General features: G+C 70.6%; 15 protein-coding genes. 7 read left to right on the top strand and 8 right to left on the bottom strand.

The features are described from left to right. A partial coding sequence (locus tag CCL05_RS19915; RefSeq protein WP_143589912.1) for a LacI family DNA-binding transcriptional regulator occupies nucleotides 1-522 on the bottom strand: 522 nt, incomplete at its 3' end. 108 nt (nucleotides 523-630) lie between these two features. On the opposite strand from CCL05_RS19915, the gene CCL05_RS19920 reads away from it, so the two are divergent. Genes CCL05_RS19920 through CCL05_RS19930 form a run of 3 tightly spaced genes read left to right on the top strand, consistent with a single transcriptional unit; the run spans nucleotide 631 to nucleotide 3,623 of the window. Then, entirely contained in the window at nucleotides 631-1,788 is a 1,158-nt protein-coding gene (locus CCL05_RS19920) for a phytanoyl-CoA dioxygenase family protein (RefSeq protein WP_086561850.1), read from the top strand. Between the two features lie 8 nt (nucleotides 1,789-1,796). Then, nucleotides 1,797-2,573, top strand: coding sequence for an SDR family oxidoreductase (locus tag CCL05_RS19925; RefSeq protein WP_086561851.1), 777 nt, complete (start codon nucleotides 1,797-1,799; stop codon nucleotides 2,571-2,573). A 45-nt stretch (nucleotides 2,574-2,618) separates the two neighbouring features. Further along, nucleotides 2,619-3,623: a Gfo/Idh/MocA family protein gene (locus tag CCL05_RS19930; protein ID WP_086561852.1), complete on the top strand. Its 1,005-nt coding sequence runs from the start codon at nucleotides 2,619-2,621 to the stop codon at nucleotides 3,621-3,623. 57 nt (nucleotides 3,624-3,680) lie between these two features. Here the strand turns inward: CCL05_RS19930 and CCL05_RS19935 are convergent, their stop codons facing one another. The 7 genes from CCL05_RS19935 to CCL05_RS19965 form a co-directional block, all read right to left on the bottom strand. After that, the gene (locus CCL05_RS19935) at nucleotides 3,681-6,314 is read right to left on the bottom strand and encodes a hypothetical protein (RefSeq protein ID WP_086561853.1); all 2,634 of its coding nucleotides are present in this window, start codon (nucleotides 6,312-6,314) and stop codon (nucleotides 3,681-3,683) included. After that, the gene (locus tag CCL05_RS19940) at nucleotides 6,311-7,114 is read right to left on the bottom strand and encodes an SMODS-associated NUDIX domain-containing protein (protein WP_086561854.1); all 804 of its coding nucleotides are present in this window, start codon (nucleotides 7,112-7,114) and stop codon (nucleotides 6,311-6,313) included. Before CCL05_RS19940 ends, CCL05_RS19935 begins: the two co-directional genes overlap by 4 nt. A 117-nt stretch (nucleotides 7,115-7,231) precedes the next feature. Next, nucleotides 7,232-8,251 (bottom strand): Gfo/Idh/MocA family protein, encoded by a 1,020-nt coding sequence (locus CCL05_RS19945; protein WP_086561855.1) that lies wholly within the window; start codon nucleotides 8,249-8,251, stop codon nucleotides 7,232-7,234. Nucleotides 8,252-8,273: 22 nt separating this feature from the next. Then, the gene (locus CCL05_RS19950; protein ID WP_086561856.1) at nucleotides 8,274-9,176 is read right to left on the bottom strand and encodes a sugar phosphate isomerase/epimerase family protein; all 903 of its coding nucleotides are present in this window, start codon (nucleotides 9,174-9,176) and stop codon (nucleotides 8,274-8,276) included. A 1-nt stretch (nucleotide 9,177) separates the two neighbouring features. After that, nucleotides 9,178-10,089 (bottom strand): ATP-binding cassette domain-containing protein, encoded by a 912-nt coding sequence (locus CCL05_RS19955; protein WP_086561857.1) that lies wholly within the window; start codon nucleotides 10,087-10,089, stop codon nucleotides 9,178-9,180. Between the two features lie 5 nt (nucleotides 10,090-10,094). Further along, a complete protein-coding gene (locus CCL05_RS19960; protein WP_086561858.1) occupies nucleotides 10,095-11,171 on the bottom strand; it encodes an ABC transporter permease in 1,077 nt (358 codons plus the stop codon). Further along, nucleotides 11,171-12,190: a sugar ABC transporter substrate-binding protein gene (locus tag CCL05_RS19965; RefSeq protein WP_086561859.1), complete on the bottom strand. Its 1,020-nt coding sequence runs from the start codon at nucleotides 12,188-12,190 to the stop codon at nucleotides 11,171-11,173. Before CCL05_RS19965 ends, CCL05_RS19960 begins: the two co-directional genes overlap by 1 nt. Before the next feature lie 322 nt (nucleotides 12,191-12,512). Between CCL05_RS19965 and iolC the strand changes: the two genes are divergently transcribed. From iolC to iolD, 4 genes are read left to right on the top strand one after another with little or no spacing between them, the layout of a single operon-like run. Then, complete coding sequence (gene iolC, locus CCL05_RS19970) at nucleotides 12,513-13,490, top strand: 5-dehydro-2-deoxygluconokinase (RefSeq protein ID WP_086561860.1); 978 nt, start codon at nucleotides 12,513-12,515, stop codon at nucleotides 13,488-13,490. Between the two features lie 12 nt (nucleotides 13,491-13,502). Then, nucleotides 13,503-14,381 (top strand): Cgl0159 family (beta/alpha)8-fold protein, encoded by an 879-nt coding sequence (locus CCL05_RS19975; protein ID WP_086561861.1) that lies wholly within the window; start codon nucleotides 13,503-13,505, stop codon nucleotides 14,379-14,381. 58 nt (nucleotides 14,382-14,439) lie between these two features. Then, nucleotides 14,440-15,333 carry a 5-deoxy-glucuronate isomerase gene (gene iolB / locus CCL05_RS19980; RefSeq protein ID WP_086561862.1) on the top strand — a complete coding sequence of 298 codons (894 nt, stop codon included), beginning with the start codon at nucleotides 14,440-14,442 and terminating at the stop codon, nucleotides 15,331-15,333. Further along, nucleotides 15,330-17,213 carry a 3D-(3,5/4)-trihydroxycyclohexane-1,2-dione acylhydrolase (decyclizing) gene (iolD, locus tag CCL05_RS19985; RefSeq protein WP_086561863.1) on the top strand — a complete coding sequence of 628 codons (1,884 nt, stop codon included), beginning with the start codon at nucleotides 15,330-15,332 and terminating at the stop codon, nucleotides 17,211-17,213. The genes iolB and iolD overlap by 4 nt, the downstream gene beginning before the upstream one ends. Nucleotides 17,214-17,243: the final 30 nt, after the last annotated feature.

The following is a 17,243-nucleotide window of genomic DNA, read 5'->3' on the forward strand; positions in this document are numbered from 1 at the left end:
CGCGGCCGTCGCGCCCGCCGCCCGGTCGTCGATGCCGACGTAGGCGCGGCGGGCACTGGCGGGCAGGTCCGTCACCAGGGTCACGACCGGGATGCCGGCGGCTTCGAGGCGGCCTACGGCGGCGGTGACCTCGGGGACGTCCGGGGCCTTGAGGATCACACCCTGGGATCCGCGCCGGGCGATCCGGTCCAGGATCCGCACCAGCTCCCCGGCCGGGCCGGTCTCGCGGAAGTGGAAGCGGGAGCGCAGCACCGCGGGGTGCAGGGACGGCAGCTCGGCCTCCAGGGCGGCGCGGATCGCGGTGGTGAAGCGCTCGGGCGCCTGCATCACGATGTCGACCATGAACGTCCGGCCGACGAGCCGGACCTGGGTGCGCTGCCGGTCCAGGTCGGCGATGGCCTGGCGCACCTCCCGGGCCGTGCTCTCCCGCACCCCTCCCCTGCCGTTCAGGACCCGGTCGACGGTCGCCTCGCTCAGGCCCGCCTGACGTGCGATCTCCCGGATCGGGAAGGGGTGGCCCATGCGCCGGCTCCTTGAGGGGTTTTTGATGGCTCGCTGCTGGTTGTTCGAGGGGTTTGTACTGACAAGAATGACAGGGCTGCGTCGCTCCGTGACCCCGAAGGGACGACGATGTCCTTCACTTCCGTACACCGCCGCGCCTGGCTGTCCGAACAGGACTGCGACCTCGACGCGTTCCGCGCGCTGGTCGAGCAGGCGACCGATCCCGCCGACTATCCGCATGCCTCCGCCGTGGAGCGGAACGTGCCGGTCTACGACACCGCCCTGCTCGAAGGCGACCGGGTGGTCCAGGCCGAGCTGGTGCGCGCGCTCGCCGACGGGCCCGGCATCGTCGTCTTCCGTGGCGCCTTTCCCGATCCGGAGGTCGTGGACCGCACCACCGCCGTGTTCGACGCCCTGATCGCCGAGCAGCGCGCCTCGGGCGCGACGGCCGGTGACCACTTCGCGAAGCCGGGCGCCAACGACCGGGTGTGGAACGCGCTGGAGAAGGCGGCCCTGTACGACGCGGAGGTGTTCGCCGACTACTACGCCAACGACGTCCTCGCCCTCGTCGCGACGGCCTGGCTGGGCCCCGGCTACCAGGTCACCTCGCAGCTCAACGTGGTCAACCCGGGCGGTGCCGCCCAGACCGCGCACCGCGACTACCATCTGGGCTTCCTCTCGGGCGAGGTCGCCGCCGCCTACCCCGGGCACGTGCACCGCCTCTCCCCCGTGCTGACCCTCCAGGGCGCGGTCGCGCACTGCGACATGCCGGTGGAGTCCGGGCCGACGATGTACCTGCCGCACTCGCAGAAGTACGAGCCGGGCTATCTCGCCTGGCGGCTCCCGGAGTTCCGGGCGTACTTCGAGGCGCACCAGGTGCAGCTGCCGCTCGCCAAGGGCGACGCGGTCTTCTTCAATCCGGCCCTCTTCCACGCCGCCGGCACCAACCGCTCGGCGGACATCCGGCGCATGGCCAACCTGCTGCAGGTGTCGTCCGCGTTCGGGCGCGCGATGGAGACGGTGGACCGGGAGGCCGTGGCCAACGCGGTGTACCCCGTGCTGCTGAAGCGGAAGGCCGAGGGCGCGAGCGACGCGTGGCTGGGCAACGTCATCGCGGCGAGCGCCGAGGGCTACCCGTTCCCGACCAACCTCGACAGCGACCCGCCGGTCGACGGCCTCGCCCCGCCCTCACAGGCGGATCTCGTACGGCGGGCCCTGTACGAGGGGTGGACGCCCGAGGCGCTCCGTGCGGAGCTGCGGGCCGGTACCGCACGGCGAGAGAGCTGAGGAACCTCGTGGGACTTCTCGACGACAAGATCGTCCTGGTCAACGGCGGCACTCAGGGAGTCGGCGCCGCCATCGCGCGGGCCGCGGTCCGCGAGGGGGCGGTCGTGGCCGTCACCGGGCGGCGCCCCGAACCCGGCGAGGCGCTGGTGGCGGAGCTGACCGCCGCGGGCGGCAAGGCCCTGTACGTGCGGGCCGACCTGTCGGACGCCGAGCAGGCGAAGGCCTCCGTGGCCCGGGTCGTGGAGGCGTACGGCCGCGTCGACTGCCTCGTGAACTCGGCCGGGCTGACGTCCCGGGGGACGCTGCTGGACACCACGCCCGAGCTGTTCGACCAGCACATCGCGATCAACCTCAAGGGGCCGTTCTTCGCGATGCAGGCGGCGGTCGCGGACATGGTCGCGCGTCGGGCGCCCGGCACGGTCGTCAACATCATCACGTCGTCGGCGCACGGTGGGCAGCCCTTTCTGGCGCCGTACGTCGCCGCGAAGGCCGGTCTGATCGGCCTGACCCGTAACGCCGCGCACGCGCATCGGTGGGACCGGGTGCGGATCAACGGGCTGAACATCGGCTGGACGGCGACGGAAGGCGAGGACGCGACGCAGAAGGCCTTCCACGGGGCCGGGGACGACTGGCGTGAGGTCGCTGCTGCCCGGCTGCCCATGGGCAAGTTGGGCCAGCCGGATGAGATCGCCGAGTTTGTTGTGTTCCTGCTGTCGGAGCGATCCGGGGTGGTCACCGGCTCGGTGATCGATTGGGATCAGAACGTCCTCGGTGGACTCGACTGAGAACTCTCCACAAGAAACCCTCACCCTCTCTAGGAGCAACACCCCATGCGTATCGGAATTCTCGGACTCGGCCGTATCGGCGCGTTCCACGCCGAGACCCTCTCCGGGCTCGACGTCGTCGAGTCCCTCGTCGTCAGCGACCCGTTCGCGGACGCCGCCAAGGCCGCCGCCGAGCGGTTCGGAGCCGAGGTCGTGGACTCGCCGGAGGCCCTGCTGGCCGCCGGCGTGGACGGCATCGTCGTCGCGGCCGCCACGGACGCCCACCCCGCGCTGATCCTGGCCGGGGTCGAGGCCGGCATTCCGGTCTTCTGCGAGAAGCCCGTCGCCAAGACCATGAGCGAGGGCGTCGAGGTGCTGAAGGCCGTCCAGGGCCGGGGCGTGCCGATCCAGATCGGCTACAACCGCCGTTTTGACACCGGTTTCGTCAACGCCCGCGCCGCCGTGCGGAGCGGCGAGCTCGGCACGCTGCACACGGTCCGCTCGACCACGCTCGACCCGGCGCCGCCGCCCGCCGCCTACATCGCCGCCTCCGGTGGCATCTTCCGCGACTGCTCGGTGCACGACTTCGACATCATCCGCTGGGTGACCGGCCGCGAGGTGACCGAGGTGTACGCCGTGGGCGGCAACCGCGGGGCCGACTTCATCAAGGAGGCCGGTGACGCCGACACCACCGGCGCGATCCTCACCCTCGACGACGGCACGATCGCCGTGGTGTCCAACTCCCGCCACAACGCCCGCGGTTACGACGTCCGCATGGAGATCCACGGCTTCACGGACTCCATCGCCGTCGGCCTGGAGGACAAGCTGCCGCTGCGCTCGGTCGAGCCGGGCGTGACCTTCCCGGCGGGCACCCCGCACGACTTCTTCATGGACCGCTTCACCGCGGCCTACCGCGCCGAACTGACCGCGTTCACCGAGGTCGTCGCCGGCACCCGCCCCTCGCCCTGCACGATCGAGGACGCCCTGGAGGCGGGCTGGATCGCCGAGGCGTGCACACTGTCGCTGCACGAGCACCGGCCCGTGACGATCGAGGAAGTGCGGGAGGGCTGAGGGGTCGTCCTGTAGCGCGAGGTCAGGTCCGTGCCAGGGAAGGGCACGGACCTGCCGTCAGCCGTCGAGGAAGCCCCGCAGCTCCCCGGCCAGGCCGCGCAGCCCGGGTGCGGCCGCCGTCTCCTCGCACCGTTCCAGCAGAGCGTGAGCATGGAGGAGACGGCGCTGCGCCCAGCGGCGTGAGCCCGTGGACACGGCGGAGTCGGCCGCCGCCGTCTTCGACAGATGTTCCCTCAGGAACAGCGCCCGCACCAGGGCGAACGACTGGTAGGCGGGAAGTACGTCAGCCCGGGCGACGGTCACCGGGTAACCGAGGTGCTCCAGCTCCTCCAGGTAGAGCGCGCACAGAGCCTCGCGTTCCGGCCAGTCGCTGTCCTTGAGGTCCAGGGCGGCATGGTCCTCGACCAGCTGGGCCACCTCGTAGAGCAGGGGCAGGTGGCCGTGCGGTTCGAGATCGAGCGCGACCATCCGGCCGTTGTCGGTGACCAGCCAGTTCTCCGCGTGCGCGTCGCGCCCCGGTACGGGAGGAAGCGCAGAGGGTGTCACCGACCTCCACCGAGCAGCGCACGCGTGCGCGCCAGGGACGCCGAGCCGGCCCGCGCGTTTCGTCAGGTCGTCCGCGACCCTCTCGTAGGCGTCGCTCGTGGTCGCGGGGGCCTGTCCGGGCCGCAGTCCCGACATCTCCGTCGCCCAGACGTGGATGCGTGCCAGGTATCGGATCGCCTGGGAGACCGCGGCCAGGGGTGGCCCGCCGCGCCCTTCGTAAGCGTCCGCGACGACCGCTGCCAGGCTGCGGCCCACCGCGCGACGCGATGCCAGCGCCGTGTCCGGCGCGGGATCACGCGACGTCGGCCAGTCCCGGGGAAGTTCGACCATCGCCAAGGCGGCGGGCAGCAGCATCCAGCCCGGTGCCCCGGTGTCTCGCAGATACTGCCGCAGTGACGCCAGGTGGTCGCGTTCCGCCTCGGCCTCACCCCGGCTGGTCGGCTTCAGCACCAGCGTCGCCGACAGCAGACGCTGCGGGTCGTCGAGTACGAAGGTTTCCGACCGCCCTCCGAGGACCTCCTGGCGGAAGGGCAGGGCGTGCACGGCCGTCCATGCCGCTTCCTGGTAGAGCCAGGCCTGATCACCCTCGCGGACCGCACGCCGAATCTCCGACACCTTCGGGTCCGCGTGCTCCTCGTCCGCGAGTTCCGGCGTCCCACTCTCCTGCGGGGGCTCGGCCGATATGCCTTTCCGGGCCCCGGATGCCGCGAACTCCGCGAGTTGCATCAGCGGCCAGGGCCACTGGGGATCGAGTTTCCACGCCTCGACGGCAAGCTCGACCGCCGTGGAGAACTCTTCCGGCGCACCCGTCTTCCGCCACAGCTGGTAGTGGCCGGCGGCCGAAACGCTGAAGTTCCCGGGATTGGGGTCGCCGACGTCGCGAGCCCTGGCCTTGTACTCGAGTGCGGTCCGCAGGTCCTTCTCACTGCCCGTACGGGCCCGTCGCAGATACGCCTCCCCCAGCAGGCCGTGCACATTGTCCGGGGCCTGGGCATCCTGCGAGGCGGTTTCGAGCCGGCTGATCGCCTCGGTGAGATGGTGCGGTCCCCGTGTGAGCGAGTGCAGCCGCAGCGAGACCTCTCCGAGCATGCCGGCGATCCGCGCGGAGGAGACCTCCTGGACGTCCAGTGCGCCGCCGGTGTCGACCGGGTCGTCGTCCAGGCACGCGGTGAGGACGTCCCTCGCCTCGCGCAGGAGCATCACCGCCTCGTCGTCCGCGCCGCCCGCGAGCTTCATGACCTTCGCGTAGTGCAGGGCCGCCCGCCCCAGCACCACCTTGGCCTCCCTGCTCTGCTCATCGGCCGACATGAGGTCGGCGCACATGTGCCTGTACAGCGCGGAGGCGGACTGGACGTCGAGTCCGTCCGCGGGGCGGCCGTACGGTGACTGCGCCCGCTTGAGCCGATGCTCCCCCAGAGCGACCAGCCAGCGGGAGGAACCCACAACCCGGGGAGCCGCCCGTTCGATCAGGGCATCGGCAGCCTCCCAGAGCATGGGGAGTTCAGCCGGGTCGTCGGAGAGCCGCGTGAGCACCTCCAGCAGGAACGTGTAGTGCCCTGGGCTGTGGTCGTCCGCCGCCTCGGCGTACTCCAGGTCCGTGCGGGCTCCCCGCAGGAGTTCGAAGGGCTGCCGTGTGTTGCGGGCCAGGTAGAGCCGGGTGACGCCGCGCTTCCCGCGCCAGATGCGGCGTGCCTTGCTCTCGGGAGCCAGAAGCCGGTCCGCCTCGGGCTCCACGACCTCCCAGCAGCGGATGGCCTCCTCCAGCATGGGGCGGACCAGACGGCTGCGCCCCCGGGCCATCTGTTCCGTGGCGTACTGCTGCAGGGACCCGGCCAGATACAGGTGCACGTGGAAGAAGGTCGCGTCCCAGTGCAGTCCGGCGAAACGCGTTCCGACCACGGCAGGCCCCGGTCGCAGGACGTTGCGCACGGCGAGACAGACGACGATGGCTCGCTCGGGGTCGAGTTTGTTGTAGGACGCGCGCCAGACGACGGGGAGGGCGCTCACTGCGGTCCGAGGGTCCAACAGCTGCTGGAACGAACGGGGCGGGCAGAAGTCCGTCACGCGGTCCAGGAGCTCAGGCGTGAAAGGGAGGTTCAGCGCGAGCGTCTGCCGGTACAGCAGCGTCGGGAGATCTTCGCTCAAGGGGTTTCCGCCTGTCCGGCAGCGGGGCGCCGCACCGGCTGGATGTCCTCGCGCAGGCGCTCGTCGCCGATCAGGAAGGCGGACTGCGGAAGCACCATGTGCACGCCTTCCCGCCCCAGGGCGATGCCCTGCCGGCCCACGGCGATGACGTGCCGTTCCGCGGGGTCCCGCGCCAGGGCCAGCAACGCTGAACGGAGTTCGACGGCGTGCGGCTTGTCGAGCAGAAGGTCGTGCACCTCGAACAGGCGGACCTGCTGGTACGACGCACCGGCCACTTTCAGCGGTCCGTCGGACACCCGGCGAACCGGGGTGAAATTGACGGACGCCACCAAGAGGGCCAGTTCGGGGTGACCGACCTCGCCGAGTTCCTCGACGAGCTCGCGGCGCAGACAGTCGCTCGCCGACTCACGGCCGGTGCCGCCATGGAACCAGCGCGCGAAGTCCGGCATCCTGGCCGCTCCCACGAAGCCCCGTAAGTCGCACTTCATCACCTCCTGGCTGCGTTCCTCGCACTCGAATCCCAGCTTGTCCAGCTCGCGGAGCCCGGTCTCGTGATACTTGACCACTCCTCCGGGCGGGCCGAAGGCCCCGGGCCGAGTGGGCGAGTCGAACAGGACGTAGCGATCCTCATCGCCGAGTCGCAGGAGCACGGCCGCGGAGACACGCACCCGCCGCCACGGCGTGAACTTGAGTAAAAGCAGCCGTAGATGTCGCCGGTTCTGCCAGAGCGTCCTGACGATGTAGATGACCGATGCCGCGGCTACCGTGCCGGCGACGCGAAGCGCGATGTCTTCGATCACGGAATCCCCCCTCTGCGAGGAATGGATCCTAGCGGCCGCTGTGTCCCGTTGCGCCCCCTTCCGGTATGACCATCTCCATGAGTGACTTCAGGTTCCGGATGCCTCCGGGCAGCCAGGTCACCGGTACATGGGCGGCCTCTCCACCAGTTCGACCTCGACCCGGCCGCCGTCCTCCAGCGCCCGTACCCCCGCCTCGCACACCGCGGCGGCGGCGTAGCCGTCCCAGACGCCCGGGCCGCTGACCTCGCCGCGGCGGGTGGCGTCGACCCAGGCCTGGACCTCCCGGTCGTAGGCCGTCTCGAAGCGTTCGGTCCAGTCCTGGGCGATGGTGCCGCCCCAGCGGCCGGCCATGTTCGTGACCAGGGCGTGGCCGTCGCCGATGCGGGCGGTGCCGCGTTCGCAGACCACCTCGGCCTGGACCTGGTAGCCGAAGCCGCAGTTGACGAAGATCTCGACGTCGCTGAGGGCGCCGCCGTCGGTCTCGAAGACGACGAACTGCGGATCGCGCAGTCCGTCGGGGGCGTTGGCGGACGGCGCCGGGCGCAGCACCGTGACCGCCGTGATCTCGTGCTCCAGCAGCCAGCGGGTCACGTCCGCCTCGTGGGCGACGGAGTCGCTGATGAGCATGGAGCTGGTGAAGAAGGGCGGGCTGGCGACGTTGCGGTGCCGGTTGTGCAGCATCAGCGGACGGCCCAGCTGACCCGTCGTCAGCAGGGCCTTCAGCTTCGCGTACTCGGGGTCGTAGCGGCGCATGAAGCCGACCTGGACACGGCGGTGGCCGAGGCGCAGTTCGGCTTCGAGGACGCGCAGGGCGGAGGCCGCGTCGGGGGTGAGCGGCTTCTCGCACAGGACGGGCAGATCGCGCTCGAAGGCGGCGAGCAGGGTGGCTTCGTGGGCCGGGCCCGGGGAGGCGATCAGGACGGCGTCGACATCGGCGGCCGCCAGCGCGGCGGCCGGGTCGGTGTGGGCGCCGCAGCCGTCGACGCGGGCGGCGACGGCTTTCGCGCGCTCCGCGTCGACGTCGGCGACGGCGACCACCCGTGCTCCGCTGATGACTTCGTGGATGCGGCGCACATGGTCCGCGCCCATCCTTCCGGTACCGATGACCGCGACTCCCAGGGTGGCGCGCTCAGCCATGGCCGTCCGTCCTTTCGGGTCGTCAGGCGCCGCAGGACCTCAGGAACTTGCGGGTGCGCACCGCGATCGGCAGCGGCTTGTCCGGCTCGCAGGGGTACATGTCCTGCTCGACGATGGCGAACAGGTCCACGCCCAGCTTCTGGGCGGCCGTGAGCACCGGACCCAGCTCGGGGACACCGGCGGGCGGTTCGCACATCACTCCGCGCGCCACAGCGGGTCCGAACGGGACCTCGTTCTTGACCACGTCGGCGAGGATGTCCGGGTCGACCTGCTTGAGGTGCAGGTAGCCGATGCGCTCACCGTACGTCTCGATCAGCTTGACGCTGTCGCCGCCGCAGTAGGCGTAGTGGCCCGTGTCCAGGCAGAGGTTGACCGCGTCGGAGTCCGTCGAGTCGAGGAACTGCTCGACGTGCTCCTCGGTGTCGATGTGAGTGTCGGCGTGCGGGTGGACGACGATGTCCAGGCCGTACCGGTCCTTCACCTCACGGCCGAGGCGCTCCATGCCCGTGGTGAGGTTGCGCCACTGCTCGGTGGTGAGCTCCGGGGGCTCCAGGATCTCGGCGGTCTTGTCGTCCCGCCAGAAGGACGGGATGACGACCAGGTGCTTCGCGTCCATGGCCTGGGTGAGGGCGGCGACCCGGCTGACCTGCTCCCAGGTGGAGTCCCACTCGGACGGGCCGCGGTGCAGGCCGCAGAAGATCGTGCCGGCGGAGACCTTCAGGTTCCGCTTGGTCACCTCGTCGGTGAGCCGGGCCGGGTCGGTCGGCAGGTAGCCGTACGGGCCGAGTTCGATCCACGAGTAGCCCGCTTCGGTGACCTCGTCGAGGAAGCGTTCCCAGGGCACCTGCTGGGGGTCGTCGGGGAACCAGACGCCCCAGGAGTCGGGTGCGGAGCCGACCCGGATGCGGTCGAGCGCGAGGGCCATGTCAGGACTTTCCTTCCGAAGACGTGGCTACGGGGGCGGTGAGGTCTCCCGCTTCGGGGAGCTCCTCGACGTCGACGCCGCGGACCTGCGCCAACTCGTGCTTGAGGGAGGCCAGTTCGGTGCCGCCGGCCATGTGGTTGGTCAGCTCCTCGAGGCTGACCTCGCTGCGGGAGGCGGACAGTTCCATGGTGCCCAGGCGCAGCACGCTGAAGTGGTCGCCGACCATGTAGGCGTGGTGCGGGTTGTGGGTGATGAAGATGACGCCCAGGCCCTTCTCGCGGGCGGCGGCGATGTACTTCAGCACCACACCGGACTGCTTGACGCCCAGGGCGGCGGTCGGCTCGTCCAGGATGAGGACGCGGGCACCGAAGTAGACGGCGCGGGCGATCGCGACGCACTGGCGCTGGCCGCCGGAGAGCGTGCCGATGGGCTGCTCCATGTCGTCGAGGACGATGCCCATGTTGCGCAGTTCCTCGTCGGCGGTCTTCTTCATCTTGTCGATGTCGAGACGGCGCACGGGCCAGGGGCCCTTGGTCATCTCGGAGCCGAGGAAGAAGTTGCGCCACACCGGCATCAGCGGGACGACCGCGAGGTCCTGGTACACCGTGGCGATGCCCTTGTCGAGGGCCTCGCGCGGGGTGGAGAAGCGCACCGGTTCGCCGTCGACGAGGAACTCGCCCTCGGTGTGCTGGTGCAAACCCGAGATGATCTTGATGAGGGTGGACTTGCCGGCGCCGTTGTCGCCGAGGACGCAGGTGACCCGGTTGGGGAAGACCTTCAGGTCGACGCCGTGCAGGGCGCGGATGTTGCCGTAGGACTTGCCCGCGGCGCGGAGTTCGACGAGGGCTCGGTCCTCCGCGGGCGGCGTGTCCTTCAGGACGGCCCCGTGGGTGCCGGTTTCGTTGCTGGTCATTGCGGTCACCTCCGGGTCGCCGTGCGCTGGACCCACAGATTGATGAGGACGGCGCCGAGGAGCATCACGCCGAGGAAGGCCTTGAACCAGTCGGGGTTCCAGCCGGCGTAGACGATGCCCTGCTGCACCATGCCGAACATGAAGGCACCGAAGACCGGGCCGATCGCGGAGCCGTAGCCACCGGTCAGCAGACAGCCGCCGATGACGGCCGCGGCGATGTAGATGAGCTCCTGGCCCACGCCCTCGCCGGACTGGACGGTGTTGAAGGAGAACAGCTGGTGCATGCCGACGAACCAGGCGCCGAAGCCGACCAGCATGAACAGGGAGATCTTGGTGAAGGTCACCGGGACACCGACGGCCCGGGCGGAGTACTTGTTGCCGCCGACCGCGAAGATCCAGTTGCCGTACTTGGTGCGCAGCAGCACCCAGGTGGCCAGGGCCGCGAAGACCAGCCACCACACGACGGTGATCTTGACGTTGACCCCGCCGACCTCGAACGTCGAGGCGAAGATCTTCTGCGCCTGGGAGAAGCCGTCCATGTCGCTGATGTCGTCGGTGGCGACGTTGCCGGTGACCAGCTTGGTGATCGCGAGGTTCACGCCCTGGAGGATCAGGAAGGTGCCCAGGGTGACCAGGAAGCTCGGCAGGCCGGTCTTGACCAGCAGCCAGCCGTTGAACGCGCCGATCGCGAGCGACACGAGCAGGGCGACGATCACGCCCACCCAGACGTTCATGGTCAGCTGGTAGCTGAGCATCGACGCGGTGAGCGCCGAGGTGACCACGGCGACACCGGCCGACAGGTCGAACTCGCCGCCGATCATCAGCAGGGCCACGGGCAGCGCCATGATCCCGATGGTCGACGACTGGTAGAGGATGTTGGCCATCGAGCTGCCGTCGCGTACCGGCGGTGCCGCGAACAGGAAGAACACGAGCACGGCGACGGCGCCGAGGAAGACGCCGACCTCGGGCCGGGCGAGCAGCCGCAGCGCCAGGGGGCGCTCCCGTGTCCGGCCGTCGGACTGCTTCTGGCCGGGGGCCGGCGGTGTGTCCACCGCCGGCGTGGCCTGCTGGGTCATGCTCATCACCGAGTGCCCTTCGCGGCGAACTCCCCGATCTTGTCGACGTTGGACTTGTCGACGAAGGCCGGGCCGGTCAGCACGGGCTGCTCGCCGCCGCCGCTGTAGTTGCCGTTGTTCTTGTACAGCCACAGACCGTCGACGGCCAGGTAGCCCTGGAGGTAGGGCTGCTGGTCGACGGCGAACTGGATGGAGTCGTCCTTGATGCCCTTGATCAGGTCCTTGTTGAGGTCGAAGGTGGCGACCTTCGCCTTGCTGCCGGCGTCGCCGACCGACTGCACCGCGGTCAGCGCGAAGGGGGCGCCCAGCGTGACGACGTAGTCGATGGACGAGTCCTGCTTCAGCTTGGCGGTGATCGTCGACTTCACGGAGGGCATGTCGGTGCCGTTGACGTTCTGGGTGTCGAGCTTGCCCTCGAAGGTCTTCTCGACGCCGTCGCAGCGCTGGGTCAGGCCGACGTTGCCCTGCTCCTGGACGACACAGAGGGCGTGCTTGGCGCCGACCTCGTTGAGCTTCTTGCCGAAGGCCTCGCCGGCCACGGACTCGTCCTGGCCGAAGAACTCCAGCAGGTTGAGCTTCTTCCAGTCGCTCAGGCCGGAGTTGAGTCCGACCACGGGTATGCCGGACTTCTCGGCCTTGCCTATGACGCCCTTGAGGGCGTCCGGCTTGGCCAGGGTGACGGCGATGCCGTCGACCTTCTGGTCGATCGCGTTCTGGACCAGGTTGGCCTGGTTGCCCGCGTTCGGGTCGGCGGAGTAGACGAGCTTGATGTTGTCCTTGGCGGCCGCGGCCTCGGCGCCCTTGCGCACGGTGTCCCAGAAGGTGTCACCGGGCGCCTGGTGCGTGACCAGGGCGACCGTCATACGGGGCGTGGTCGCCTTGCCGGCGGAGGCGTTCGCGGCGCCTTCCTCCGACTTCTTGCCCCCGGAACTGCTGGAGCAGCCGGCGAGGGTCAGGGCCGCCGCCGCGGCAACGGCGACAACCGGCGCGATCCTGCGGGAGCGGGGGTGAGAAGAGCGGTCCATCTTTCCTGGCACCTCACTGTGCTACTGCGGGGGAAAGGGGAGGGATCACGAGGGATCCGTGGTCCCGGAGCCTTACGGAGTCCGGATCATGATGCCGCAAACACACTGTTGCGATGCCACGGGATCCAAGTCCTTGCCGCGCTCGCTGTCAATACTTTGTTAAGACATCATTTCACAAGCAGGTCCGAATGTAAGTACAAACTATTGACAGGGCCGTCCTCCGCCCCCTACACCTGTAGGGCGGCAGGTCCCAGGTCATCCACGCCCCACGGTGTCAGGACGGCTCCGGACCCGCATCCCCAGCTTCCCGAGGAGGTCGCGCATGGCCGAGCCAGCCCAGTATTTCGACTTGATCACGATGGGCCGCATCGGGGTCGACCTCTATCCCCTCCAGACCGGCGTCCCACTGCCCCAGGTGGAGACGTTCGGAAAGTTTCTGGGAGGTTCGGCGGCCAATGTGGCGGTCGCCGCGGCGCGCCTCGGACGCCGTACGGCCGTGATCACCCGGACCGGCAACGACCCCTTCGGCACCTATCTGCACGAGGAGCTGACGTCCTTCGGCGTGGACGACCGCTGGGTCACCCCGGTCGACGCCTACCCGACGCCGGTCACCTTCTGCGAGATCTTCCCGCCGGACGACTTCCCGCTGTACTTCTACCGCCGCCCCAAGGCCCCCGACCTGGAGATCCACACCGACGAGCTCGACTTCTTCGCGATCCGCGGGGCCCGGATCTTCTGGATCACCGGGACCGGCCTGAGCGAGGAGCCGAGCCGCTCCGCCACGCTCGCCGCCCTCAAGGCCCGCGACAAGGCGGGCATCACCGTCTTCGACCTCGACTGGCGGCCGATGTTCTGGGCCGACCCGGAGGAGGCCCGCCCGTACTACCGCGAGGCGCTGCGCCACACCACGGTCGCGGTCGGCAACCTCGACGAGTGCGAGATCGCCACCGGCGTGCGCGAGCCGCAGGCCTGCGCCGACGCGCTGCTGGAGGCGGGCGTGGAACTGGCCGTCGTCAAGCAGGGCCCCAAGGGCGTGCTGGCCGTGCACCGCGACGGCACCCGGGCCGAGGTACCGCCGGTGCCGGTCGAGGTGGTCAACGGCCTGGGCGCCGGCGACGCCTTCGGCGGCTCCCTCTGCCACGGTCTGCTGGCCGGCTGGGACCTGGAGAAGATCATGCGGCACGCCAACGCCGCCGGCGCCCTCGTCGCCTCCCGCCTCGCCTGCTCCTCCGCGATGCCCGCCGAGTCCGAGGTCGAGGACCTCCTGGCCACGGTGCCGTCGCCGAGCACGAGTCACTGAACGGAGCCTGCATTGAACATCGGCATCCCCGACCTCACCACGGTCCGGGCCCGCAATCCCGAGGCCGTCGCCGAGGCGGCCGCCCGCCGGGTGCGCCGCCCGCTGATCGGCGACAGCGGCCGGCTGATGATCGTGGCCGCCGACCACCCGGCACGCGGCGCCCTCGGGGTCGGCGACCGGCGCCTGGCCATGGCCAACCGCGCCGATCTGCTGGAACGGCTCTGCGTCGCGCTGTCGAGGCCCGGTGTCGACGGGGTGCTCGCCACCGCCGACATCCTGGAGGACCTGCTCCTGCTCGGGGTGCTGGAGAACAAGGTCGTCATGGGCTCGATGAACCGCGGCGGCCTCGCCGGCGCCTCGTTCGAGATGGACGACCGTTTCACCGGCCACCGCGCCGAGGACATCGCCCGGCTCCGCTTCGACGCGGGCAAGCTCCTGGTCCGCATCGACTACGACGACCCGGGTTCGCTCACCACCCTGGAGTCCACCGCGCGGGCGATCGACGCCATGGCGGCCCGGCAACTCCCCCTGTTCGTCGAACCGTTCATCTCCCGGCGGGTCGACGGCACGGTGCGCAACGACCTGTCCGCCGAGGCCGTCACCCGGTCCATCGCGATCTCCGCCGGCCTGGGCGGCACCTCCGCCTACACCTGGCTGAAGCTGCCCGTCACCGACGACCCCGACGACATGGCCCAGGTCCTGGAGACCTCCACGCTCCCCGTCGTGCTGCTCGGCGGCGAGGTCGGCGGCGACCAGGAGGGCGCGTACGAACGCTGGCGCAAGGCCCTGCGCCTGCCCACCGTGCAGGGCATGGTCGTCGGGCGCTCGCTGCTCTACCCGGCCGGGGGCAGCGTGGAAGAGGCGGTGGACACGGCCGTCGGTCTGCTGTGAACAGGCCTGCTGAATCTGTCTGTTGTGAGTCGCTCCGCTGTGATCCGAAAGGCACACGATGACGTATCACCTTCCCGCGGGTAAGGCCCTCGGCGGCCCCTACATCGTCGACGTCACGCCCGAGAAGGCCGGCTGGGACCACTCCAGCCTGCGGATCCTGGAGCTGCCGCCGGGCGGCACGCACTCCTTCGACACCGGCGACAGCGAGTGGATCGTCGTCCCGCTCAGCGGCGGCTGCACGGTCGCCGCGGCGGACGACTTCGGCCAGGACACCTTCGAGCTCCAGGGCCGCCGGGACGTCTTCAGCGGCGTCAGCGACTTCGCGTACGTGCCGCGCGACGCCCGGGCGAGCGTGACCTCCGCCGCCGGCGGCCGGTTCGCGCTGACCGGCGCCCGCTGCACCCGCCGGCTGCCCGCCCGCTACGGCCCGGCCTCCGAGGTGCCCGTGGAGCTGCGCGGCACCGGGAACTGCTCCCGGCAGGTCAACAACTTCGGCGCGGCGGGCGTGTTCGAGTGCGACAAGCTCATCGCGGTCGAGGTGATCACCCCGGGCGGCAACTGGTCCTCGTTCCCGCCGCACAAGCACGACGAGCACCGGCCGGGCGAGGAGTCCGTGCTGGAGGAGATCTACTACTTCGAGTTCGCCGGCCACGACGGCATCCCCGGCCTCGGCTACCAGCGCGTCTCCCCGTCCGGTCCGGGCCGGGACACCGACGTGCTGGCGGAGGTCCGCGACGGCGACGTCGTCCTGATCCCGGACGGCTGGCACGGGCCGTCGATGGCCACGCCCGGCCACCACATGTACTACCTCAACGTCATGGCGGGCCCGGAGGCCGAGCGCGCCTGGCTGATCTGCGACCACCCCGACCACGCCTGGGTCCGCGACACCTGGCCGGACCAGCCGGTCGATCCCCGACTCCCTCTCTACACCGCCCCGGAGACCTCCGCATGAACGCCACCACCCGCCGACTGACGACCGCCCAGGCGCTGGTGCGGTTCCTGTCCGTCCAGTACACCGAGCGGGACGGCGTGCGGCGCCGGCTGATCGCCGGGACCTGGGGCATCTTCGGCCACGGCAACGTGGCCGGCGTGGGCCAGGCGCTGATGGAGGCAGGCATCGGGCCGGGCGCCGTCATGCCGTTCCACCAGGGACGCAACGAGCAGTCCATGGTGCACGCGGCGGTCGGCTACGCCCGGCAGCTGAACCGCCTGTCCGCGCAGGCGGTGACGACCTCGATCGGCCCGGGCGCCACCAACCTGGTCACCGGCGCGGCCCTGGCGACGATCAACCGCCTGCCGGTGCTGCTCCTGCCCGGCGACTACTTCGCCTCGCACGCCCCCGACCCCCTGCTCCAGCAGCTGGAGCACCCGGTCGAGGCCGACGTGTCGGTCAACGACACCCTGCGCCCGGTGTCCAGGTACTTCGACCGCATCACCCGCCCCGAGGCGCTCATCCCGTCGGCCCTGCAGGCCATGCGCGTGCTGGCCGACCCGGCCGAGACCGGCGCCGTCACCCTCGCCCTGCCGCAGGACGTACAGGCGGAGGCGTACGACTGGCCGGAGGAGTTCTTCGCCGAACGCGTCTGGTACGTCCGGCGTCCCGCGCCGGACCCGGTGGAACTGACAGCGGCCGTCGAGGCGATCCGGTCGGCCGAGCGGCCCCTGATCGTGGCGGGCGGCGGCGTCCACCACAGCGAGGCCGAGGCGGCGCTGCAGGCCTTCGTGGACGCCACCGGCATCCCCGTCGCCTCCACCCAGGCCGGCAAGGGCGCCCTGCGATACGACCACCCCGCCGACCTCGGCGGCATCGGCCACACCGGCACGGCGGTCAGCGACGACCTCGCCCGCACCGCCGACCTCGTCATCGGTGTCGGCACCCGCTACACGGACTTCACCACCGCCTCCGGCACGCTCTTCCAGAACCCGGGCGTGCGGTTCCTCAACCTCAACATCACCGGCTTCGACGCGCACAAGCTGGCCGCGCGCACGCTGGTGTGCGACGCGAGGTCCGGCCTCGAAAGGCTGCTGGAGGCGCTCTCCGGCCACCGGGTGAGCGAGGAGTACGAGGCCGCGTACCGCGCCGGCAAGGAGCGCTGGGAGGAGGTCGTCGAGGCCGCCTACCGCGCCGACGACGACAGCGCGGTCCCGACGCAGACGCAGGTGCTCGGCGCGCTGGACGCGGCCGTGGGCGACGACGACGTGGTGATCAACGCGGCCGGCTCGCTCCCCGGCGATCTGCACAAACTGTGGCGCTCCCGCAGCCCGCGCCAGTACCACCTGGAGTACGGCTACTCCTGCATGGGCTACGAGATCCCGGCCGGCATCGGCGTCCAGCAGGCCGCCCCCGGCACACCGGTGTGGGCGCTGGTCGGCGACGGCACCTACCTGATGATGCCGACGGAGATCGTCACGGCCGTCCAGGAGGGCCTGCCGGTCAACATCGTCCTCCTCCAGAACCACGGCTACGCCTCCATCGGCGGTCTGTCGGAGGAGACCGGCGGCGAGCGGTTCGGCACCGCCTACCGGTTCCGGGCCGCCGACGGCACCTTCACCGGTGCCCCGCTGCCGGTCGACCTGGCCGCCAACGCAGCCAGCCTCGGCATGGAGGTCCTGCGCGCCAAGACCGTGCGCGAGCTGCGCGAGGCGCTGGCCACGGCCCGTGCCTCCGACCGGCCGACGTGCGTGTACGTCGAGACCGACCCGGCCCCGACCGCTCCCCCGGCCGAGGCCTGGTGGGACGTGCCGGTGGCCGAGACCGCCACTCGCGAGGCCGCCGTCGAGGCACGCGAGCGCTACGACCGCCAGGTCGCCGGACGCCGCCGTCACCTCTGAACATCCCCGCCGCTGCTGAATTCAGGCTCC

This window comes from Streptomyces africanus (genome assembly GCF_002150735.1).
Lineage (GTDB): Bacteria > Actinomycetota > Actinomycetes > Streptomycetales > Streptomycetaceae > Streptomyces > Streptomyces africanus.